Source organism: Spirillospora sp. CA-142024 (assembly GCF_050942325.1).
Classification (GTDB): domain Bacteria; phylum Actinomycetota; class Actinomycetes; order Streptosporangiales; family Streptosporangiaceae; genus Spirillospora.
Genome location: NZ_CP192077.1, coordinates 675968 through 697617, shown reverse-complemented (window position 1 = coordinate 697617; position 21650 = coordinate 675968). Strand labels below are relative to the sequence as shown.

Below are 21650 nucleotides of genomic sequence, written 5' to 3'. Positions count from 1 at the left end.
TGATTAGAAGAGCATCTAAACAGGGAGTGGAGATGAAGACCCTGATCACCCGACTCACCGCCCGCCACGCGGCACGCACGGGTGGGCACATCACCTTCCGCGACGGACGCAGCGAGGTCTGCACGAGAGCCTGCCGCTCGGCAGCTCATCGCGACCGTGTGTCCGCCGCCGCCCATCGAGCCCGCCTCTGAGCCAGCGGCCGCAGCCCCAACCACACGTTCCACACCCAACGCAGCGAGGAGACATCATGAGCGATAACGATCGGCCCCAGGAGCCCACCACGCGGGCGGTCGAGGCCAGCTGCTGCGGAGTAAGTAGCTGCTGCACCGGCACCGAGCAGTCCTTGGACCCAGCGGTCACCGAGATCGAGGCCAAGACCAACGCCGGATGCGGATGCGTCAACGACACTGAGGACGAGCCCCATCTGCCGGTCGTGGTCATCGGCGCCGGACCGGTCGGGCTGGCCGCCGCCGCACACCTGGCCGAACGCGGCCTGGACTTCGTCGTCCTGGAGGCGGGCGAGGCCGTCGGCGCGGCGATCTCCGAATGGGGACACGTCCGGTTGTTCTCGCCTTGGCGATACGACACCGACGCCGCCGCCCGCCGCCTGCTGGAACCCACCGGCTGGACCTTGCCCGCCCCCGACGCCCTGCCCACCGGCGCCGAACTGGTCCGCGGCTACCTCACCCCACTGGCCGAGGTGCCCGAGCTGGCCGACCGGATCCGCACCGGCACCCGTGTGGTCGCCGTGGCCCGGCACACTGTGGACGTCACCCGCACCGTCGGCCGGGACGAGCACCCTCTGCTGGTCCGCACCGTCGGACCGGACGGAGCCGTCATCGACCTGAAAGCCCGTGCCGTGATCGACGCCTCCGGCACCTGGGGACACAGCAACCCCCTCGGCCACTCCGGCCTGCCCGCACCCGGCGAGGACCAGGCCGCCCCCTACCTGGCCGGTCCGCTGCCGGACGTGCTCGGCCGTGACCGCCATCGCTTCGCCGGCCGCCACACCCTGGTCGTCGGCATGGGCCACTCGGCCGCCAACACCCTGCTCGCCCTCGCCGAACTCGCCAAGAGCGAGCCCGGCACCCGCATCACATGGGCCGTCCGCGGCTCCTCGGTGGCCCGACTGTACGGCGGTGGCGACGCCGACGGCCTTCCCGCACGCGGCGCACTCGGCGCGCGCCTCAGGGCCGCCGTCCAGGGCGGGGAGATCCAGCTGGTGCGCAACTTCAGCATCGCCGGCTTCGAAGTCCCCGACGGCGGCCCAGCCGCCGGGCCCGTCAAGATCACCGGTCGAATTCCGCAGGGCACTCATATCGTGTCTCCGCACAACGTGGTCGCAGCCACCGGCTTCCGCCCCGACCTCGACATGCTCCGCGAAGTCCGCGTCGAGCTCGACCTCGCCACCGAGGCGCCGGTGCGGCTCGCCCCGATGATCGACCCCAACTTCCACTCCTGCGGCACCGTCCCACCGCACGGCGAACGCGACCTGGCCCACCCCGAAACCGGCTTCTACCTGGTCGGGATGAAGAGCTACGGCCGCGCCCCCACCTTCCTTATGGCCACTGGCTACGAGCAGGTCCGCTCTGTGGTCGCCGCACTGGCGGGAGACCGCGCCGCCGCCGACGCCGTCGAACTCGACCTGCCCGCCACCGGCGTCTGCTCCACCAACCTCGTCACCGAAGACCAACTACCTGGTGCCAAGAACGCCTCCGCCAACGCCACCGAGCCCGCCGAACCCGCGGTCACGGTCTCATCGAATGAAACCGAAGGCGGCTCTTGCTGCGGCGGGTCGGCACCCCAGCCGGTCACCATCGGCGTCGGCGCCCCCGCCGGGCTCGGTTTTGCGACCGGACACGATCACGGCTACTCCGGCGACGCCGGACGAGGTGACGTCTGATCCCATGAGGCACGAACCGTCAACGTCGGTGTCGGCGACGAACAACCTCGCCGTCGACACCGGCGTAGCCAACGGCGCCGCCTCTCGGCTGCCCTTGGTCGCCCTGTGCGTCACCGAAATCACCAGCTGGGGCATCCTGTACTACGCCTTCCCGGTCCTGGCCCCCACGATCAACCGCAATACCGGGTGGTCCACTGGCAGCATCACTGCGGCCTTCTCCATTGCACTGATCTTGGCCGCCGTCGGCGGCATCCCCGTCGGCCGCGCCCTGGACCGGCACGGACCCCGGGGCTTGATGACCGGCGGCTCGGTCGTTGCCGTACTCGCCGTCGTTGGACTCGCAACTGCGCCGAACCTGGCCTGGTTCGTCGCCGCATGGGCATTGGCCGGGATCGCGATGACCGCTGTGCTCTATCAACCCGCCTTCGCCGCCCTCACCCGCTACTACGCCCCCAGACACCTCCCGGCGCTTACCACCCTGACCCTGGTCGCCGGATTGGCCAGTACCGTCTTCGCGCCGCTCACCAACGCTCTGGTGTCCCACATGTCGTGGCGGGCCGTCTACTTCGTGCTCGCCGGTCTACTCGCCGCGGTCACGATCCCGTTGCACTACTACGCGCTACGGCAGCCCTGGCCGCCACCGATCGAACGCGACAGGCCCAGCGAATCCGAAGGCCCCACCCGTGAGCGAACGGCCCATACCCGTGTCGCCGAGGTGGTCTGCAGCCTGCCATTCCTGCTGCTGACCACCGCACTCGCTCTTTCGGCGTTCTCGATGTACGCAGTACTGACCAACCTCATTCCGCTGCTCACCGCGCGCGGGGCCTCCAGCACCATCGCCACCTGGGCCCTCGGCCTCGGCGGTCTCGGACAAGTCGCCGGACGTCTTTGCTACGGCAGCCTCGCTCGCCGCTCCAGCGTCCGCACCCGCACGGTCTGCATCCTCGCCGGCTCCGCCGTCACCACCACCGCGCTGGCGGCCCTGCCCGGACCGATCGCGCTGCTCATCGTCATCGCCGTCCTGGCCGGAACCATGCGCGGTATCGCCACTCTGCTCCAAGCCACCGCAATCTCCGACCGCTGGGGCACCGCCGCCTACGGCTCCCTCTCCGGCATCCTCGCCGCCCCCGCCACCATCGCAGGTGCCGTCGCCCCTGTCGCAGGCGCAACCATCGCCACCGCCCTCGGCGGCTACCCGACCCTGTTCGCAGCCCTGGCCGCCACCGCAGGCCTCGCCGCGCTGCTAGCCGCTGGCAGCGTCCCCCGATGATCGGCATCCTGGCGCCCACGCTCCGGACGATCAGGACGACATGCTGGATTTTCTGTGCTCGGGCGGGGACGCGGCCGGCAGCTGATCACTTCTGCGTGATCGTCCTGCCCGGATAGAAGATCAGGACCAAGGCACCCCCGATGGCTGCTCCTCCCAGTTGGGCGATGACGAAGCCGGGAACGGAGGCCGGGGCGATCCCAGCGAAAGTGTCGCTGAACGCGCGGCCGACCGTGACCGCCGGGTTGGCGAAGGACGTGGAGGAAGTGAACCAGTAGGCGGCACCGATGTAAGCGCCCACCGCCGGGGCCGCCAGCGCGGCCCGTTCCGTCCGGACGAGCGAAAAGATAAGCACGACCAGGCCGAGCGTGGCGACGACCTCGCCCAGCCACAGGTGTGCTTGCGCGCGGTCATGGTGGGACGCGGTGACCGCGGGCAGGTCGAACATCAGGTTGGCCAGCACGGCCCCGCCAACCGCACCGATGACCTGCGCCGGGAGGTAAACGGCCGCATCACGGTAAGGCCGCCCCTGCAGCACGCAGTCGGCCAGCGTGACCACCGGATTGAAGTGTGCCCCGGACACCGGCCCGAAGATCAGAATGAGGGCAGCCAGGCCGAACACGGTGGCCGTTGAGTTCTCCAGCAACTGCAATCCGACGTCGTGAGGAGAGATCCGGGCCGCCATGATCCCCGAGCCCACGACCACGGTCACCAGCAGCGCAGTGCCGAGCAATTCGGCCACGGCCCGGCGCGCAAGCGCCGGTTGCCGCGGTTCGACCGCGACCTCTTGGCCCGACACAACTGTCTGATCAGCTGCGGCGGTCACGGACAGGGCCTTTTCTGGATATCGGAGCGGGCAGCGGCACGTGCCAGCTTGTTGAGCTGGGCGGCCACTCCTTCGATCACCTCAGGCCGTAGCCGGTAGTAGACGTAACGCCCGGACGGTTCGGTCTCCACCAGCTTGGCGCGGCGCAGCGCACGCAGATGGTTGGAGACGTTGGTCTGCTGGGCGCCGGTCTCCTCGACGATGTGGCACACGCACAACGACTCGCGGGCCAGCAGCGTGATGATCTGGGCGCGCAACGGGTCGGCCAGAAGCTTGAGGGTCTCAAGATCCAACGCATCAGTTTCGACTGATGTCAGCATGGGCTGTTACGTTAGCAGTGCCCGCTCCGCCAGGCCACCTGGGCAGCGGCACTTCATCGTCACGCCGCCCGCCCACGTCCCGAGAGGAATCGCTGGTGTCAGACAAGCCCAGTGTCCTGTTCGTCTGCGTCCACAATGCGGGCCGGTCCCAGATGGCCGCCGCCTTCCTCACCTATCTGGCGGACGGCAAGATCGAGGTCCGCTCCGCGGGCTCGGCGCCCGCCGACGCGGTCAACCCGGCCGTCGTCCAGGCGATGGCGGAGGTCGGCATCGACATCGCCGACGAAATCCCCAAGGTGCTGACCGTCGAGGCGGTCCAGTCCTCGGACGTGTGCATCACCATGGGCTGCGGGGACGTCTGCCCTGTCTTTCCCGGCAAGCGCTACCTCGACTGGACCCTCGACGACCCTGCCGGCCAGGGCGTGGAGGCCGTCCGCCCGATCCGCGACGAGATCCGCACTCGGGTCGAGGCCCTCGCCAAGGAACTCCTCGGCGACTAGGTCAGCAGCAGGGCCGCGAGAGCAGTGACAACCGCCGAACCGATGCCACCCTTGACTTCTCTGGTTCTCTCAACAATTATTGAGTCAATCATGGTTGAGGGAATCGAACTCAAGGAACGGGCTGCGATCCACGCGGCGCTCGCCGAGCCCGCCCGACTCGCCGTCATCGATGCCCTGGTGCTGGGAGACGCCTCGCCAGGCGAGCTCGCGGACAAGCTTGGCCTGCCATCGAATCTCCTGGCGCACCACCTGAAGGTGCTGGCGGGCGCGGGCCTGGTACAGCGCGGCCGTTCCGAGGCCGACCGGCGGCGCACCTACGTGCGGTTGGTGCCCTCTGCGCTGGCCGGTCTCAATCCGGCGGTGGCGGTGCTGACCAGAGCCGCGACCCGGGTGGTGTTCGTGTGCACCCATAACTCCGCTCGATCCCAGCTCGCGGCCGCCCTGTGGAACCAGAATGTTCGCCACCCTGAGGTCCCGGCCGCGTCGGCCGGGACCTCGCCCAGCCCGCGGGTACATCCTCGCGCCCTCGGCCTCGCTCACCGCCACGACCTGCAACTGGACCCCGACCGCACCGCCCACGTCCGCGACGTGCTCCGTCCCGGCGACCTCGTCGTAGCGGTCTGCGACAACGCCTACGAAGACCTGCTCCAAGCCGCTGGACTGCACTGGTCGGTGCCTGACCCGGTCCGCGTCGGCACCGATGCGGCGTTCGAGACCGCCTTCACCGACATCGCCGCGCGCGTCGAGCGTCTTGCCCCTGCCATAACACCAACCGCGGCCCCCACCCAGGAAGCCGACGCTGCAACAGTCGAGGAGCCGTCGTGACCGACACTCATCGCCACCCCGACCTGGGCATCGACCAGCAGCACGCCCTACTGACGGCCACCCGCAACCTCGCCGAGGAGTTCACAGGCACCTTCAGTAGAGAGACCATCGAGAGATTCCTGCACTCCAGCTACGACCAGTTCGCCGACCGCGCCACCATCTCCCGCTTCCTACCGCTGCTGGCCGAACGGTTCGCCCGCCAACGCCTGCACGCCCTGGCCCGCATCGAAGGCAAGGACACCGCCACCGTTCCGATCGTCCTGTTCCTGTGCGTGCACAACGCCGGGCGCTCCCAGATGGCCCTCGGCTTCTTCCAGCATCTGGCTGGGACAGCGGCCATCGGCTGGTCCGGCGGATCCGAACCCGGCATCGAGGTCAACCCGGCCGCCATCGCCGCCATGCGTGAACGCGGCATCGACATCTCCCGCGAGTTCCCCAAGCCCTGGAGCGACGAGATCACCCGCGCCGCCGACGTCATCATCACCATGGGCTGTGGCGACGCCTGCCCCATCTTCCCCAGCAAACGCTACGAGGACTGGACCGTCGAGGACCCCGAAGGACTCGACCTACAGGCGATCCGCCCCATCCGCGACGAGATCGAACGCCGCGTCCGCACCCTGCTCACCGAACTGGAAATCCAGATCACTTACTGACCTGACCACCCGAATCCCCCGGCGACACCGCCACGCCCACCGGAAACTCCCCTGAGCGCCCGGTTCAGCCTGCAACGACCTACCCGCCTCGGCGAACGAAGCTGCCACGGACCGCGGTCACCGGTGCTTGGCGGTGAAGGTCAGGTGGGTGACGCCGCTTGGTGTGGAGACCGCCTCGATGTCGTAGGCCTCCTCCAGCGACTCCAGACCGTCCCAGAGCCGGACACCGCGGCCGAGCAGGATCGGGACCTGGACCACGTGCATGTGATCGACCAGGCCTTCGGTGAGGAAGTCGCGTACCACCGAGGGGCCGCCGCCTAGGCGCACGTCTTGGCCGTCGGCCGCTTCGCGGGCCGCGTTGAGCGCCTCGGCGGGTGAGGCGTCCAGGAAGTGGAACGTGGTGCCGCCCTCCATCTCGATCGATGGCCGCGGCCGGTGGGTGAGCACGAAGACCGGAGTGTGGAACGGCGGGTTGGGGCCCCATGCGCCCTTGTAGCCGGGGTCGTCCTGCCAGCCGGGCGGGCCGAACTTGCCGGCGCCCATGATCTCGGCGCCGATGCCGTGACCGTGCATCGCCGCGAAGGCGTGGTCGGCGCCGGCACTGCCGCCCTGGGCGCCGCCCATCTCGTACCAGAACCGGGTGGCGAACATCCACTCGTGCAGGCGTTCGCCGGCGTGACCGAACGGGGCGTCCGGGGCCTGACCGGCGCCGGTCGCAAAGCCGTCCAGCGAGATCGAGAAGTTGTGAACGCGAACGTCGGACATCGGAGTGCTCCTTCCATCCATCGGCACATCGTCCGGTGCCGTCACAAGAAGGTCGGAGCCGACCCGGCCGTCTCGACATCACGACGTTGGCGGGTGGCCAGAGACTTCTATTCTAGTACTAGAATAAAAATGTGGCTGCCGACCTGACGCCCGCTGAGCTGACTCTGCTCGGCCTGCTCGTAGAGAAGCCGAGACACGGGTACGAACTGGACGAGATCATCAGCGCCCGCGGCATGCGCGAGTGGACCGAGATCGGCTTCAGCTCGATCTACTACCTGCTGGCCCGGCTCCGCGACCGCGGCCTGATCACCGAGGTCGGCACGCCGCCGGCGCGGGGAAAGACCCGCCGGGTGTACGGCCCGACGGCCGAGGGACGCCGGGCGTGCGCACGGTCGGCCGAGGACGCGGTGGCCGAACTCCGGCCGGTGTTCCCGCCCGTCCTGATCGGCCTGGCCAACCAGCCGGTCATTCCGCCCGAGCGCCTGCGGGCCGCGCTCGACCGGCGGGCCGCGGCCCTGACGGAGAGGATCGCCGCCATCGGCGCGGCCCGCGACGCCCAACCTGACGTGCCCGGTTTCGTCCGCGCCATCTTCGACTACACGCTGGGCCAGCTGGCCGCAGAACAGCATTGGCTGGACGACTACCGGGCGGAACTCGCCGAACTCGGCGACCAACCTCCCACCAGGAAGGCGGACGGCCATGACCCGCTATGACGTCAAACGAGAACGCAAGCAGTGCTACGCGCCAAGGAACACCGACTGGGCGCTGGTCGACGTGCCCGCGCAGCAGTTCATCGCCATCGACGGTCACGGTGACCCCAACACCAGCGCCGACTACGCGCGCGCCGTCGAGGCGCTCTACACCGTCGCCTACACGATCAAGTTCACCAGCAAGAACGCCCTCGGCCGGGACTTCGTCGTCGCGCCGCTCGAAGGACTGTGGTGGTCAGACGACCCAGAGGTGTTCATCACCCGCGACAAGGACGCCTGGCACTGGCGCATGCTCATCAGCCAACCCGACTGGATCACCGAAGACCTCATCGACGAGGCCGAACAGGCCGCGCTCGCGAAGAAAGGCCTCCCCGCGATCGCCGAGATCCGCCGCGAGACGCTGCACGAGGGCACCAGCGCCCAGCTCCTGCACGTCGGTCCCTACGACGACGAAGGACCCGTGCTCGCCAAGCTCCATCACGAGTACCTCGCCGCCAACAACCTGCGCATGACCGGGCACCACCACGAGATCTACCTCGGCGACCACCGTCGAACCGAGCCCGCCAAACTCAAGACCATCCTCCGGCAACCGGTTCAGACGGCGAACTGACACAGCGAGGACCGGGCTCGGGTGACCCCGTCTTTGGCGATCAAGCCCTCCGGCGCATGGAGTCACCGCTCCGCGTGAAGGCCAGCCGGTGCAGGCTGCGCCAGTCCAGCATCGGCTTCGCGCGGAGCGCGCGGCGACGGTGGCGCGGCACCCGCACGCGCAGGGCGGCCGCTTGAATTCTGCAGGTCACCGGGGTGGGCAGGGTGAGCGTCTCACCGTCGACACCGACCGGGATCTCGGAGGCGTCGGCATCGACGGTGACCTCGTCCGTGGTCAGCGCCGTGAGGCCGGGGCCGCGCCGCCCGCGGAGCAGGCCGGCGGCCTGGGCCGCGCTGTCGACGCTGACCGCCAGGACGCCGAGGACGCCGGATTCCAGTCGCTCCCGGCGGCCGAGACCGGCGGGGTCGCCGCCCTGATAGGGGTTGTTGCTCACGAGGACGGCCTGCGGGCCGTCGATGACGACGTTCGCGGCGTGGACCGTCAGCCGGGGGCCGCGCTCCCGGGTGAGCAGGTCCGGAAGCAGTTGGAGGGTGGTGCGCACCTTGTCGTCGCGATAGCCGGGGCTTTGCACGACGGCCGCGTACGCGCCGAAGGAGGCGTTGTTGACGAAGACGCGGTCGCCGATGCGACCGAGGTCGATCCGCAGTTCCACGCCGTCGGTGAGGGCGCCCAGACAGGCCGTCGGGTCGGCACGGTCCAGGCCGAGGTCCAGGGCGAAGTGGTTGCGGGTCCCAGCCGCGATGACCATGAACGGCACGCCGTGCCGCGCCGCCACGTCGGCGACGAGCGCCTGGGTCCCGTCACCGCCCGCCACACCGAGCAGATCGGCGCCGTCGGCCACGGCCCGGCGTGCCAGCTCGGCGACGTCCCGGTGATGGTCCGGGTCGAGCACCACGACGCGGGCACCCAGCTCGCGAGCCTTGTCGGCGAGCCGGAACCGCTCCACCTTCCCCCCGCCCGAGCGCGGATTCATGATCAGGAAGGGTTGTGCGGGGGGCGGAGCCGGGTACGGCGCCGGGGCGGCGCCCTGGCCGCCCGTTCTCAGCGCGGCCCGTCCGGCCCCCACCGCCAACGCCCACAGACCAGCGGACAGAAGGACGACCCACAGTAGGCCCAGCGCTATGTAGTACAGCGTGACTGCCAGCGGCATGGCCACGGCCAATGCGCCAGCAAGCACCCGGACCAGAGCCCGCCGCGTAAGCACCCACCAGAGCGCGCCCGCTGTGACGACCAGCCCAGCCAGTCCGACGCCCAGCAGCACAAGGCTTCTGAACCCGGCGACCAGCAGCAGGGTCAGTACCGCCACGCCCCCGGACGCAAGGGAGAGGCGCGCCATCCGACGCCGGGCGGCAAGGCCACGCCATCCGGCCGTACCGTTCAAACCGCGCACAAGTGCATCCTCAATGTGACAACAGGGTCTTCAGAGCGACGACGGCCAATCCAAGGACCAGATTGACCAGGCCCGACACGACGACCGTTCTTGCCGGCGCACCCACCTGGAGCGAGGCCGCGATGCCCCAGCCGACCTGACCGGCCAGCGCCACCAGGAGCGCCAGCCAGGCGGTCGTGGCGTCGGCCAGCCCCAGGAGCCAGCCCGCGCAGGCCACCGCGGCCGGAGGGAAGGCGGCCTGGACCAGCGGCCACTCTGCTGCGCCGACAGACCTGATCTCCGTCCACTCCCACGCCGCGCCCCGCGCGCGATCCCCTGTCAACCGGGCGAAGACGTGCGCGAGCCAGAAGACCAGTCCCGTGGCGAGCAGGAGGGCCACCAGGGACGGGGCCGGGATCGGATGGTCGCCCGAACCGGTCCCGGCGATCACCGAGGCGGCCAGCAGCGATCCGTACACCGCGTCCGAGTAGTCGGCACGCGCGGGGGCGCCGGCACGGTCCCGGAGCGGCCTCATCCCCAGGTGTCGGCGGCGGCCTGCCTTGAATACCTCGCCAGAGCCCAGATCACCGCGATGTCCAGAGCGATCATCACTATGGACCACACCGGGTAGTACGGAAGGAACATGAAGTTCGCGACGGCGCTCAGCAACGCCAGGGCGATGCCGATGACGCGCGCCCAGGTCCGTCCGCCGAACACGGCGATTCCGGCCGCGATCACGATGATCCCGAGCACCAGGTGGATCCAGCCCCATGCCGACACGTCCCACTTGAAGACGTAGTCGCCGCGGATCGCGTACAGATCGTCATCGGCGATCGCGGCGATTCCCGCGATCGCCCCGAACAGCCCGACCATGATCATCATGCAGCCTGCGAAGACGGCGAAGCCGACGGCCCAGCCGCTCACCGGCGCACGGTCGGCGTCGACCTGAGGATGCACACTTCGGGTCATGTCGGCCCCCCTTGAACGAGTCGAATCCACCCCTAGCGTCCGCCGGAACGGCCGTGCCCAGATCACCCCTGGCGGATGAGTTCGCGGAGCCGCGCGGCCCCGCGAGGCGATTTCGCCGCGCCGCTGTCGGCCGCGACTCACCCGCCAGGGATGATGCGGGCTCGTGCGCCGACGCGGTCCACTTAGCCCGCATCCGGCTCCATCGAGGACATGTGGCGGAGCCGGGCGAGCAGGGGGATCTCATGACCTCAGCGCCATCATCGGCAGCGTCGGCGAGCCCGCGGGCGTCCGGCGGGTTCACCAAGCGGCTGGCGGCCGGCGCCTGGGGTGCCGGCGCGGCCGCCGGGATCCTCTCGGCACTCCTGGGCCTCGCCATCGTGACGTGGCCGGACGCGACCATCCGTGTCGTGGCCTTCCTCTTCGGTCTCAAGCTGGTGATCCTCGGCGTGTACCGGATCGTGCAGGCCATCGCGGCGGACGAGGCGGGCGGGGGCGCCCGCGTCCTGTTCACGCTGCTGGGCGTGCTGTCGCTGGCCATCGGCGTGCTCGTCATGCGCGACCCGCTCCAGACCGTCCAGATCCTGGCCCTCCTCTTCGGCCTGTTCTGGTTGATCAGCGGCACGGTCGGACTCGTCGCCACGCTGGCGGAGCCGTCCCTGCCGGGACGCGGCGGGGCGGCGTTCCTTGCGGGCCTGTGCATCCTCGCGGGGCTCCTACTGCTGCTGTGGCCGGGGATCACCCTGACCGCACTGACATGGCTCGTCGGCCTGTGGCTCATCACCTGGGGGCTGGTGACCGCGGCCCTCTCCCTCTGGATCCGGCACGCCGGCAAGCGAACGGCGAACGCGAACCGATGACCGATCCCGCGACCGGCTCCTGCCGGCAGCACCTGGGAACCTGACGTGTCGACCCCGGGAGGCTCGTGATGGGCGGCGTCGGGCACGCGGCCGATGAGGGAGCACCCGGCGGGGCCGCGCACGGCGACGGGCCGGGTGGTGGCGGGGAGGAGGTGCGGCGCCTGCGCGCCGAGGTGGCCGAACTGCGGGCGCAGCTGGCGGAGCGGCCGCCTGTCCGGCTCGTCCGCGCACACCCGAACTGGCCGCGGGTTCGCAGGGCGCTCGCGGCGCTGCTGGTGGCGCTGGCCGGGTTCGGCCTGGTGGCCTCGGTCGTCGGCGTCTGGGGGGCGCGGACGATGGTGAACACCGACCGGTGGGTCGCCACTGTCGCGCCGCTGCCCGGGCATCCCGAGGTCAACACCGCCCTGGCGACCTACATCACGGACCAGGTGTTCACGAACACCGATGTGCAGGGACGGATCACCGACGCGCTGCCGCCCAAGGCCGCATTCCTGGCAGGCCCCCTCTCCAACACCGTCCACGACTACCTGCGCGGGCGGGTGCAGGAGTTCATGAGCACCGAGCAGTTCCAGGATCTGTGGGAGCAGGCGAACCGGTCGGCGCACGCCCGGATCATCGCGATCATCAAGGGCGAGAGTCAGACGGTCAGCGCCCAGGACGGCGTCGTGACGCTCAACATGCTGCCGATCATCAACAACGTGCTCGTCACCGTCTCGCGCGAGCTGCCGACGCTTTTCGGCAAGCAGCTCGCCCTGCCCACCGTCACGTCGGGCCAGATCCCGCCCGACCTGCAGGCCAAGGTCCAGCAGGCGCTCGGGGTGACGCTGCCCGCAGACTTCGGCCACATCACCATCTACCACCACGGCGATCTCACCGGCTTCCAGGACATGGTCCTGGCCTTCAAGAAGGGTCTCGCCCTGCTCGTGGGCGGCACGCTGCTGTGCCTCGTGCTGGCGTTGGTCGTCTCGCCCGGACGGCGACGCACGGTGCTGCAGTTCGGCGTGGCCACCGCGGTGAGCGTCGTGGTGCTGTCGGCGGCGATGCGGGCGGTCCAGGGCCGAATCCTGGAGCACCTGCCCGAGGGCGTCTACAAGCAGGCCGCCTCGGTGGCGGTGCATGAGATCTTCTCGTCCCTGCGCACGCGCGGCGACTGGCTGCTGTGGTCGGGCGTCGCCGTCGCCGTCCTGGCCTACCTGGTGGGACCCGGCCGGCTGCCGAGGGCGCTGCGCCGCCACACCGCGTCGGGCGCCCGCACGCTCGCCTCGGCCGCCCGTACCACCGCCACCGGTGAGCGGCCCCGTCAGCAGGCCGCGAGACACCTGGACACACTGCGCATCGCGGGCGTCGCGGTGGCAGCGCTGGTAGCGCTGCTGTTCGCGTCCTGGACGGCCTTTCTGGTGATCCTGCTCGTCCTGTCGGCCTACGAGCTGGGCGTGACACTGTTCGCCCGCCTCGCCGGAACCGGGTGATCGCGGGCGGCGTCGTATGGATACGCGAGAGGGGACCACGGTGACCAGTTATCTGCAGACACTCCCACTACACACGATCACCGAGGTCTACGGCGAGGCGGGACTCCGCGACCGGTTCTCCCGCGAGATCCTGCGCTTCCGGGAACCGGACTGGCGGCGGCTGAGCACCGCCCTGGCACTGGCGAGCGACCTCCACCGCCAGGACCAGCGCGTCCGCGAGCCGGTGGTGAACCATCTGCTCCGCGTGACGCTCCGCGTGATGTGCCACTACGAGGTGGACGACGTGGACCTGCTCGTCGCCGCGCTGCTGCACGACTCGGTGGAAGACCACCCCGCGGAGCTGGCCGGCGACGGGCACGAGAACTCCACCGAGGGCGCGCTGGACACGCTGGCCACCGAGTTCGGCCCGCGCGTCGCCGACCTCGTCCGCGCCGTGACCAACCCCGTCTACGACCGCAGCCGCGACGTCCACGCCCAGTACCGCGCGCACGTCACCGAGAGCCTGGACCGGCACCCCGAGGCGCGGATCATCAAGGTCTCGGACTTCACCGACAACGGCGTCGGCCTGATCCACACCACCGGCCCCAAGCTGCGCAAGCTCGCCCGGAAGTACCGGCCGCTCGTCCCGGAGCTCAAGGAACTGATCACCCGTCCGGACACCCCGCTGAAGGACCGGATCAAGCGCCACATCACCGGCCAGCTCGACCGCGCCGACGAACGCTTCGCGGTCATCCTCCAGGGGCACGCCATGGCAAGCCAGGCGACCTGATCCCAGGCCACCTCAGCGTGGGGCGTACGGCTTGGGCAGGCGCATGCCGCGGTCGGCCATGATCTGGCGGACGCGGTTCGGGTAGTCGGTGATGACGCCGTCGACACCCATGTCGATGAGCGCCTCGATGGTGGCCGGGTCGTCGCAGGTCCACGGGACGACCTTCAGGCCCCGGGCGTGCGCCGCGGAGATCATCGACCTGGAGACGTAGAAGCGGAAACCCGGGTCGCCGATCTTGCCGTTCTGCGGGAACCCGTACACGGGTGACAGCGCTCTCACACCGGCGATGGTGGCCGCGGCCCTGACGAAGTCGCCGTCGTAGTCGTCGGCGTCGATCCCGCCGAGCCACGGGGACGCGCCGGGACGGCCCACCTGCAGGAAGTCGTAGTTCGTCAGCGCCACCAGCGGGTAGGAGGGCGCGAGCCGGTGCATCTCCTTCAGCGCGCCCCAGTCGAAGGACTGGATGGTGACCTGGTCCTCGATGCCCGAGGCGTGGATCTCCTCGTAGACCCGGCGGACGAACAGCTCCCGCGGCGCCGTCTGCTCGGGGGCTCCGGCCTCGACCTTGGTCTCGATGTTCAGCGTGACCTGCTTGGCGTGGTAGCTCTTGACCAGGTCGAGGACGTCCTTGAGCTCCACCATCCGGAAGCCCTTGATCTGTTCCTGCTCCGGGAAGCCCGGAAGGCGCTGGTACCCGCAGTCCATGGTCTTGATCTGGGCCAGGGTCAGGTCCTTGATGTACTTGCCGACATACGGGTACATCGGGTCCCCGGGCGTCACAGGCGCGGTGTCACGGCATTTCTGGGCGCTGACCTGCCGGTCGTGGTTGACGACGACCTTCCGGTCCTTCGTCACATGGGTGTCGAGTTCGAGCGTGGTGACGCCCAAGCGCATCGCCTTTCCGAACCCCTCCAGCGACTCCTCGGTCGTCATACCGATGCCGCCACGGTGCGCCTGCAGATCGAAATGAGTCTTCTGCGGCGGAACACCGCCCGGCGATGCCTGCGCGGCCGTGGGCCAGGCGATCACGGAGCCAAGGGCCAGGCCTGTCAGAACATGTCGCAGCGACATAGGAACCTCGATATCGGAGATCGTGTTGCCCCGAGAAGCTAGGACCGAGGTCCGGCCCGGATCACGAACCGAATATGAGGGAGCGGTGAAGATTCGCGGAACACGGCGGCTGGGGGCCGGGCAGGCCGAATCGTCACGATCCATTTCCTGCCGCCCTCCTCACGCACCGTGCCCGACCCGCGGTCGGACCTGGCGTGGGCCTGACCAGGTGCGGCGTTGAACAAGTGATGGCGCGTCTGGTGGACGCGCCATCGGGTGGGGGCTCTCCGGCCGTGAACCGGCCGGTGAGGATCTTGAGAGACGATCGGGCGGCGGTCGAGCCGCCCGATCGCCGGTGCGCTACGAGCCGTAGGACGCGCCGGTTCTCAAGGCCGAACGCCGCGGAGAGCCGCGCGAGTTCTCCCCCGGCGAGCGTGGTGTCGACCCCGAGTCGGCGGGCCGCGGATGGCCTACTTCGCGGGCCTCGATGCCTCGATCCGAGCTTTCTGCGCCGGCCGACCTGGCTTGACACCGCCATCGCGGACGTTATCCGCGTCCAGGGGCTGGCACGTCCCGTCCGTCTCCCCTACGACGTCGTCGGATACCAGGAACAGCTGGTCGCGGCGCTGGACGGACGGCTGCGGCCGGCCGACGACGCGCGCGTCGGCGAGTACGCCTGGAGTGGCATAAGCCCGTAAGTACATTGACCTCTATCAGACCGCTCACCGCCGCGGCAGCGGTGACGTCACGGGCCGATAGGCATTCCCGAGGAGCCAACGAATGCACTCTGCGCTGCATGACGGGACTCATCCCGACGTCCTGCGGGAGCGGTTGAGCCACGTCTACTGGATCGGCGGAGGCAGCGGATCCGGGAAGTCCACCATCGCCCGGCGACTCGCCGACAGGCACGGGATGCGGCTGTACGACACCGACGCGGTCATGCCCGACCACGCCCGCCGAATGCCGCCGGAGCAGGCTCCCTACCTCGGCAGGTTCGCCGCCATGGACATGGACGAACGATGGGTGAGCCGAAGCCCGCACGAGATGCTCGACACCTTCCACTGGTTCCACGGCGAGGGCTTCGACCTGATCGTCGAAGACCTTCTCGCTCTCCCGGCCGACCGGCCGGTGGTCGCCGAAGGATTCCGGCTGCTGCCCGATCTCGTCCGGCCCCTGCTCGCCGAGGTGGGCCACGCCGTGTGGCTGCTGCCGACACCCGGTTTCCGCCAGGAAGTCTTCGACGGCCGTGGCGGCCCCGCATGGGGCTTCATCGCCAAGACCGGCGACCCGCAGCACGCCCTGCGGAACCTGCTGCAGCGCGACGCGCTGTTCACCGACCGGCTCACCGACCAGACCCGAGACCTGGGCCTCCACACGGTCGGCGTGGACTCCACGCTCGCCGAGGAAGACCTCGCGCGGCAGGTCTCCGCGGTGTTCGGCCTTGAAGGCTAGGTGGCGGCGGGGCGGCCGACGCCGACGTTCCGATCACTGCACAACCGCAACTTCCGGTTGTTCACCGCCGGGTCACTCGTGTCCAATACCGGTTCCTGGATGCAGCGGGTCGCTCAGGACTGGCTGATGCTGGAATTGAGTCACAACGACGGCACGGCGCTCGGCATCACCGTCGGCCTGCAGTTCCTGCCGATGCTGCTGTTCGGGCTGTGGGGCGGCGTGGTCGCCGACCGCTACTCCAAGCGCCGCGTATTGGTGATCACGCAGGCGTCGATGGGCCTGCTCGCGCTCGCGCTCGGGGTGCTGGCCATCACGGGCAGCGCACAATTGTGGCAGGTGTACGCACTGGCGTTCGGATTGGGCATCGCGACGGTGGTGGACAACCCGGCCCGGCAGGCCTTCGTCGTGGAAATGGTCGGCAAGACCGATCTGCCCAATGCGATCGCGCTGGGCGGCGCCTGCTTCAACATCGGCCGGGTGCTCGGCCCGGCGGCGGCGGGACTGCTGATCGCGGCGATCGGCACCGGCCCGGTCTTCCTGGTCAACGCGGCGTCGTTCGTCGCGGTGCTGGCCTCCCTGGCGTTCCTGCGGGCCGACGAGCTGCACACCGCCGAGCCGGTGGCCCGCGCCAAGGGTCAGCTGCGGGAGGGCCTGAGATACGTGCGGGCCCGCCGCGACCTGGTCATGGTGCTGCTGCTGGTGGGGTTCGTGGCGACGTTCGGGATGAACTTCGCGGTCACCACCCCGCTGATCGCCAAGGAGGTCTTCCACACCGGGGCGTCCTCGTTCGGGCTCGCCTCCACGATGCTGGCCCTCGGCGCCCTGGTAGGCGCACTGGTGGCGGCCCGCCGGGTACGCCCGACCCGCAGGCTTCTGATCGGTTCGGCGGTGCTGTTCGGGACGCTGGAGGTGGCGGTCTCGCTGATGCCGTGGTACTGGCTGTTCCTGTTACTGCTGGTGCCCACCGGCACCGCGGTGCTGACGTTCACGACGTCCGCCAACGCCACCATGCAACTCGGCGTCACCGCGGCCATGCGCGGCCGGGTGATGGCGCTCTACATGCTGGTCTTCCTGGGCACCAACCCGCTCGGCGGACCGCTGATCGGCAAGCTGGCCGAACTGGTGGGGCCGCGCTTCACGATGACGCTGGGCGGCGCAATGTCCGCCCTCACCCCGCTGCTGGTGGCGGCCGTGATGCTCCCCCGCAAGACTCTCACCGATGCCGCGGCGGACCTGACCCGACGGAGCAGGATTCAACGGTAGTTGGGGCGGGACGGGTGGACACGTCCGAGGGGTCCCGCAGCCATGCCGCGGATGAGCGTCTGAGTGACCTGCGTGACGAACCGGCGTCCCGCCTCGGTCACGCCGTGACCGCAGGCCGGGCCGCGCATGGCGCAGACCCAGCCCAAGGTGCCGGTCGCGAACACGCCGGCCCCTCGGTCGGTGGTGTAGTACGAAGCGTGCGCGACGGCCGGGCGGTTCCTGCAGGTGACCCGTGAACTGGCGACGATCTCCAGCGTGGACGGGGTGGGGCCGTCGCGATTGAGCGCGTCGGCCTCGGGGCCGACGACGCCGGGGAACCGTGTTCCGGCGCGCACCCCGGTGCCCTTGAAGAGCCAGAAGCCGGGGCGCTGGACGGTGAAGGCGCCCTCGACCGAAAGGCACGTGTACTGGATGCCGATGAGGTCGCTCTCCGGCCGCGGCTTCGGCGGCAGCCGCCAGTCCTGAGTCGACTCGGCCGGGTCGGTACGCGAGACGGGGTCGGCGTCGGCGTCCTTGTAACAGACCACCAATCGGTCGGCCCCCAGCGGAGTGGGGCCGAACCGGATGTGCCGGTTGACCGCGTTGGCGCCGAGAAAGGCGATGTTGACGCCGTGGTCACGGGCCTCGGTGGCGTGCTGCCTCATAGCGGACGACCAGTACTCGTCATGGCCGAGGGTCAACAGGCCACGCGCGCCCTTGAGCAGGCCGGGATCGGCGTGCAGGTCGTTGTCGGTCGCATACGCCAGCGGCACGCCGAGCCTCTCGGCGAGTGCTATCGCCGGCTGCTCGTAGACCAGCAACTTGCCTGCACCGTAACCGTCGTAGGGCCGGTCGAAGCTGACCGCGGTGGCCCGGTCGTCCGGCCCTCCTGACGGCCCCTTGTACAGGTCGTAACCGCCCCAGAGGTTGTAGGCCTGCCAGGTGGTGGTCGCGTTCAGCACGACGACGCGCCCCGCCGCGCTGGGCGAACGGACGGTCACCGGCACGTACCGCCGCGCGCCCGAGGCGGCGGTAAGCATGATCAGATAGCTGCCGTCGGGCCACCCCGAGGTGGTAACGGTCAGCGACGGCCGCCACGGAGCCGACACCGTCCGGGTCGTCTTGTCGACGTGGGCGGCCGCCTGCCGGACGCCGGGGTTGAACCCGGACCGCCATACCCGGCGCGCCTGTGCGCCGCCATACCAGCCCATCCTGAACGCCTGGGCGGTGAACCCGGCGGTCGTGGTGGAGACGAACAACCGGAAACGCTCGCCCGGCAGCACACTGACGTGGTCGGCGTAGCCCTCGATCTCGTGCTCGGATCCCATGTCCTGGCGGCGGATCCGCCAGTCCGCGTCACCGCGTTTCCCGTTCTCGGCGGGCGAGGCCGCCTCCGTCCCCGCCTCCTTTGCCGCCTCCTTCCGGCCGGAATCACGGTGGTGCGTCCCGGAGGAGCAGGCGCCGACCAGGGTGAGCATCAAGACCAGCACCGGCAGGACGCGCCCCCCAAGCATTCGCCGCGCCGTTCCGGGAGGCTCCGCCGTGTCCGCGGACGCCATGGCGCGACCGCCGGAATCGGTCCCGCCGCACGCATCGTTCTCCACGATGACTCCCGGTGATCGGCTACCTCCGCTGTAGTCCCCGTTCCATCCGGGCAAGAACCGAAAATACTGATCAACGCAATTGAAAGAGCAGGTCACGGCCCGAATCCGCATCCGTGACGCAGATTTCAGCCCGATGCGGCGACGGTGTCGAAGAGCAGTTCTTTGAAACCGGCTTCGTCCACGCGGCGGACCAGGGTGAGGTTCGGAGGCGGAGCGGTCACCCGGCGGTCGATGACCATCTGCCCGCGGGTCAGGCCGTCCGTGGCGATGTCGACATAAGCCTGTTCCCGCTCGATGACCAGTCCGGGCATGAGGGCGACGGCCATGGCCACCGGGTCGGGCAGGTCGTAGCCGGCCAGGCCGGTGACGTCGCGGGCCCAGTCGGCCACGGTGCGGTTGATGCGATGGGCGAAGGTGGCCATGGGGGTGCCGATCTGCTTCAGGCGCCGCTGATCGGCCGGGGTCATCACCGCGTCCCGGCGGGAGACGTCCCAGCCGATCCACGTCACCTTGTCAGGGGTGGCGGCCTGGGTGACGACGCGGGCGGCCTCGGGATCGGCCCAGACGTTGAACTCGGCGGTGGGTGAGACGTTGCCCGCCAGATCGGCGGCGCCCGCCATGCAGTAGACGTGCCTGAACCGCGACAGCAGCAGCGGGTCGCGCAGCAGAGCGGCGGCGATGTTGGTCAGCGGCGCGAGCGTGACCAGCGTGAGTTCTCCCGGGTGCCTGCGCGGCAGGGACAGCAGGACCTCGACCGCATGCACTTCCTGAGGCGTGGCAAGGGGGTCGGGCAGGCCGATGTCGCCCATGCCGTCCTGGCCGTGGACGTGTTGGGCGCTGGACAGGGCACGCGTCATGGGGCGTTGGCAGCCGACGTACACCGGGATGTCTGAGCGACCCGCGGTCTGCAACGAGATCAGGGCGTTGCGGGTTCCGGTCTCCACCGGCACGTTGCCCGCCACCGTGGTCACCGCGCGGATGTCCCCCATGCCACTGGCGGCGGCCAGCAACAGGGCGACCGCATCATCGGAGCCGGTATCGGTGTCAATGACCAAAGGCAGGGCGGGCATGCTCATGCGGGCCGCTCCGCCGCGGCTCGCACGCCGTGGAGGATCCGCAAGGCCCGTTCGAGGCCGACGGCCGAACCGCCGTTGGGGCCCGGGTCGGCGTAGACGGCTCCCACGAGGCCGCCCTCGATCACACCGCCCGGTTCCGCCTCGTACCGCCGGGTGCCGTCGTCCGAGACGACGGCGGCGCCCGCGACGGCCGCCAAGACGACCCTCATGAACGTGATGACCACGACCGAGCCCCTCCGATCTCTTGTGACCAACGGCACGACAAGGCCCCCACTTCGCCCGCTGTACGGTGACGCCAAGGACGGTAAGTCAAACGTATGATGTCCGTCAATACAGGCGATTTAGGCCGTGAGAGTTATACGTTCGATGAGACCGGAAAGGAGCCGTGGCCGGTGGAGGTACTGCCCCGGGTGCAGCCCAAGGCAGAGCTGCATCTACATCTGGACTGCTGCGTCAGCTACGCCTGTGTCGCCGCACTGCGACCAGGGACGACCCTGACCGAGTACCTGCGCGACTACGTCGCTCCCGCAAAATGCGCGAGCCTGGTCGACTTCCTCACCAGGCCCTCCAGGATCGTCCAGCTCATGCAGACGCCGCGGGCCCTGCGCCTGGTCACCGATGACCTGTTCACGCAGTTGGTCGCGGACAATGTGGCCTACGCCGAGATCCGGTTCGCGCCGCTGCTGCACACGGCGGGTGGGATGCGACCCGAACACGTCGTCGAGGTAGTCGAGTCCGCAGTCGCCGAAGCAGTCGCCGCGACGGGAGTGCAGGCGAGCGTCATCCTGTGCACGCTGCGGCACTTCGACGCCGACGCGAGCATGGCGACGGCCCGCCTGGCCGCCGCGCGGCTGGAGGACGGCCTGGTCACCGGGTTCGACCTTGCGGGCGACGAGGCGGGATTCGGGCTCGACCCGCACATCGCGGCAGTCCGCCACGCACGCGAGCACGGGGTGCGGATCACGGCGCACGCCGGCGAGGCACGCGGCGCGGACGGCGTCGACGACGTCCTGGATCACCTGCGTCCCGAGCGGATCGGGCACGGGGTGCGCTGCATCGAGGACGAGCGCACCCTCGAACGCTTCATCGCCGGGGGCGTCCATCTGGAGGTATGCCCCACGTCCAATGTCCAGACGATGGGGGATCTGATGCCGTCCTACGCCGATCACCCGGTCGACCGGCTCAGACGGGCCGGGGTCGCACTGTCCATCAGCACCGACGCGCGCACCGTCGCCAACGTGACCCTGGACCAGGAGTACGAACGCCTGCGGCACGTCTTCGGCTGGACGTCCGCCGACCTGGCCCGCAGCAACATGGCCGCCGTCGAAGCGTCCTTCGCCGCGCCCGCGGTCCGGCGCGAGCTGATGCGGACGTTCGCGGCCGCCCACCCCGGCCCGGGTTCCGGCTAGGATCG

The 21650-nt window shown here is 69.7% G+C and carries 23 protein-coding genes; 13 read left to right on the top strand and 10 right to left on the bottom strand.

Translation table 11 applies throughout. The annotated features are described in order from the left end of the window. The first annotated feature begins 247 nt into the window (after positions 1-247). Positions 248-1903 (top strand): FAD-dependent oxidoreductase, encoded by a 1656-nt coding sequence (locus tag ACQPZP_RS03555; RefSeq protein ID WP_433476187.1) that lies wholly within the window; start codon positions 248-250, stop codon positions 1901-1903. A gap of 4 nt (positions 1904-1907) precedes the next feature. Then, positions 1908-3173, top strand: coding sequence for an MFS transporter (locus ACQPZP_RS03550; protein WP_433476186.1), 1266 nt, complete (start codon positions 1908-1910; stop codon positions 3171-3173). 85 nt (positions 3174-3258) lie between these two features. Here ACQPZP_RS03550 and ACQPZP_RS03545 read toward each other — a convergent pair whose 3' ends face one another. Next, complete coding sequence (locus tag ACQPZP_RS03545; protein ID WP_433476185.1) at positions 3259-3996, bottom strand: aquaporin; 738 nt, start codon at positions 3994-3996, stop codon at positions 3259-3261. Continuing rightward, positions 3993-4289: an ArsR/SmtB family transcription factor gene (locus ACQPZP_RS03540; protein ID WP_433476184.1), complete on the bottom strand. Its 297-nt coding sequence runs from the start codon at positions 4287-4289 to the stop codon at positions 3993-3995. The genes ACQPZP_RS03545 and ACQPZP_RS03540 overlap by 4 nt, the downstream gene beginning before the upstream one ends. 122 nt (positions 4290-4411) lie before the next feature. Here ACQPZP_RS03540 and ACQPZP_RS03535 point away from each other — a divergent pair, with 122 nt between their 5' ends. The 3 genes from ACQPZP_RS03535 (at position 4412) to ACQPZP_RS03525 (ending at position 6294) form a co-directional block, all read left to right on the top strand. Next, positions 4412-4816 carry an arsenate reductase ArsC gene (locus ACQPZP_RS03535; protein ID WP_433476183.1) on the top strand — a complete coding sequence of 135 codons (405 nt, stop codon included), beginning with the start codon at positions 4412-4414 and terminating at the stop codon, positions 4814-4816. Positions 4817-4906: 90 nt separating this feature from the next. Next, a complete protein-coding gene (locus ACQPZP_RS03530) occupies positions 4907-5641 on the top strand; it encodes a helix-turn-helix domain-containing protein (protein WP_433476182.1) in 735 nt (244 codons plus the stop codon). After that, complete coding sequence (locus tag ACQPZP_RS03525; RefSeq protein WP_433476181.1) at positions 5638-6294, top strand: arsenate reductase ArsC; 657 nt, start codon at positions 5638-5640, stop codon at positions 6292-6294. The genes ACQPZP_RS03530 and ACQPZP_RS03525 overlap by 4 nt, the downstream gene beginning before the upstream one ends. A 117-nt stretch (positions 6295-6411) precedes the next feature. Here ACQPZP_RS03525 and ACQPZP_RS03520 read toward each other — a convergent pair whose 3' ends face one another. Continuing rightward, complete coding sequence (locus ACQPZP_RS03520; protein ID WP_433476180.1) at positions 6412-7059, bottom strand: dihydrofolate reductase family protein; 648 nt, start codon at positions 7057-7059, stop codon at positions 6412-6414. A 131-nt stretch (positions 7060-7190) separates the two neighbouring features. Between ACQPZP_RS03520 and ACQPZP_RS03515 the strand changes: the two genes are divergently transcribed. Next, positions 7191-7772, top strand: coding sequence for a PadR family transcriptional regulator (locus ACQPZP_RS03515; RefSeq protein ID WP_433476179.1), 582 nt, complete (start codon positions 7191-7193; stop codon positions 7770-7772). Next, entirely contained in the window at positions 7759-8379 is a 621-nt protein-coding gene (locus ACQPZP_RS03510) for a GyrI-like domain-containing protein (RefSeq protein WP_433476178.1), read from the top strand. Before ACQPZP_RS03515 ends, ACQPZP_RS03510 begins: the two co-directional genes overlap by 14 nt. A 40-nt stretch (positions 8380-8419) precedes the next feature. Here ACQPZP_RS03510 and ACQPZP_RS03505 read toward each other — a convergent pair whose 3' ends face one another. The 3 genes from ACQPZP_RS03505 to ACQPZP_RS03495 form a co-directional block, all read right to left on the bottom strand. Continuing rightward, the gene (locus ACQPZP_RS03505; RefSeq protein ID WP_433476177.1) at positions 8420-9685 is read right to left on the bottom strand and encodes a diacylglycerol/lipid kinase family protein; all 1266 of its coding nucleotides are present in this window, start codon (positions 9683-9685) and stop codon (positions 8420-8422) included. A gap of 94 nt (positions 9686-9779) precedes the next feature. Continuing rightward, complete coding sequence (locus ACQPZP_RS03500; protein ID WP_433476176.1) at positions 9780-10283, bottom strand: hypothetical protein; 504 nt, start codon at positions 10281-10283, stop codon at positions 9780-9782. After that, positions 10280-10717, bottom strand: a complete 438-nt coding sequence (locus tag ACQPZP_RS03495; protein ID WP_433476175.1) for a DUF7144 family membrane protein — start codon at positions 10715-10717, stop codon at positions 10280-10282. The genes ACQPZP_RS03500 and ACQPZP_RS03495 overlap by 4 nt, the downstream gene beginning before the upstream one ends. A gap of 242 nt (positions 10718-10959) precedes the next feature. Between ACQPZP_RS03495 and ACQPZP_RS03490 the strand changes: the two genes are divergently transcribed. The 3 genes from ACQPZP_RS03490 to ACQPZP_RS03480 all read left to right on the top strand — a co-directional run bounded on the left by ACQPZP_RS03490 (position 10960) and on the right by ACQPZP_RS03480 (position 13812). Further along, positions 10960-11574, top strand: coding sequence for an HdeD family acid-resistance protein (locus ACQPZP_RS03490; RefSeq protein ID WP_433476174.1), 615 nt, complete (start codon positions 10960-10962; stop codon positions 11572-11574). Positions 11575-11642: 68 nt separating this feature from the next. Then, a complete protein-coding gene (locus ACQPZP_RS03485) occupies positions 11643-13043 on the top strand; it encodes a hypothetical protein (protein WP_433476173.1) in 1401 nt (466 codons plus the stop codon). Between the two features lie 40 nt (positions 13044-13083). After that, complete coding sequence (locus tag ACQPZP_RS03480; protein WP_433476172.1) at positions 13084-13812, top strand: HD domain-containing protein; 729 nt, start codon at positions 13084-13086, stop codon at positions 13810-13812. Positions 13813-13824: 12 nt separating this feature from the next. Here the strand turns inward: ACQPZP_RS03480 and ACQPZP_RS03475 are convergent, their stop codons facing one another. After that, a complete protein-coding gene (locus ACQPZP_RS03475; RefSeq protein ID WP_433476171.1) occupies positions 13825-14841 on the bottom strand; it encodes a glycerophosphodiester phosphodiesterase family protein in 1017 nt (338 codons plus the stop codon). Positions 14842-15642: 801 nt separating this feature from the next. Here ACQPZP_RS03475 and ACQPZP_RS03470 point away from each other — a divergent pair. Continuing rightward, on the top strand, positions 15643-16314 hold the full coding sequence (locus tag ACQPZP_RS03470) for a shikimate kinase (RefSeq protein WP_433476170.1): 672 nt from the start codon (positions 15643-15645) through the stop codon (positions 16312-16314). Further along, the gene (locus tag ACQPZP_RS03465; RefSeq protein ID WP_433476169.1) at positions 16315-17577 is read left to right on the top strand and encodes an MFS transporter; all 1263 of its coding nucleotides are present in this window, start codon (positions 16315-16317) and stop codon (positions 17575-17577) included. On the opposite strand, the gene ACQPZP_RS03460 is transcribed toward ACQPZP_RS03465, so the two are convergent. The 3 genes from ACQPZP_RS03460 to ACQPZP_RS03450 all read right to left on the bottom strand — a co-directional run bounded on the left by ACQPZP_RS03460 (position 17568) and on the right by ACQPZP_RS03450 (position 20445). Beyond that, the gene (locus ACQPZP_RS03460; protein ID WP_433476168.1) at positions 17568-19160 is read right to left on the bottom strand and encodes a N,N-dimethylformamidase beta subunit family domain-containing protein; all 1593 of its coding nucleotides are present in this window, start codon (positions 19158-19160) and stop codon (positions 17568-17570) included. The genes ACQPZP_RS03465 and ACQPZP_RS03460 overlap by 10 nt on opposite strands. A gap of 125 nt (positions 19161-19285) precedes the next feature. Next, positions 19286-20236 carry a nucleoside hydrolase gene (locus ACQPZP_RS03455; protein ID WP_433476167.1) on the bottom strand — a complete coding sequence of 317 codons (951 nt, stop codon included), beginning with the start codon at positions 20234-20236 and terminating at the stop codon, positions 19286-19288. Further along, positions 20233-20445, bottom strand: coding sequence for a hypothetical protein (locus ACQPZP_RS03450; protein ID WP_433476166.1), 213 nt, complete (start codon positions 20443-20445; stop codon positions 20233-20235). The genes ACQPZP_RS03455 and ACQPZP_RS03450 overlap by 4 nt, the downstream gene beginning before the upstream one ends. 183 nt (positions 20446-20628) lie before the next feature. On the opposite strand from ACQPZP_RS03450, the gene add reads away from it, so the two are divergent. Further along, the gene (gene add / locus ACQPZP_RS03445; RefSeq protein WP_433476165.1) at positions 20629-21645 is read left to right on the top strand and encodes an adenosine deaminase; all 1017 of its coding nucleotides are present in this window, start codon (positions 20629-20631) and stop codon (positions 21643-21645) included. Positions 21646-21650 lie beyond the last annotated feature (5 nt).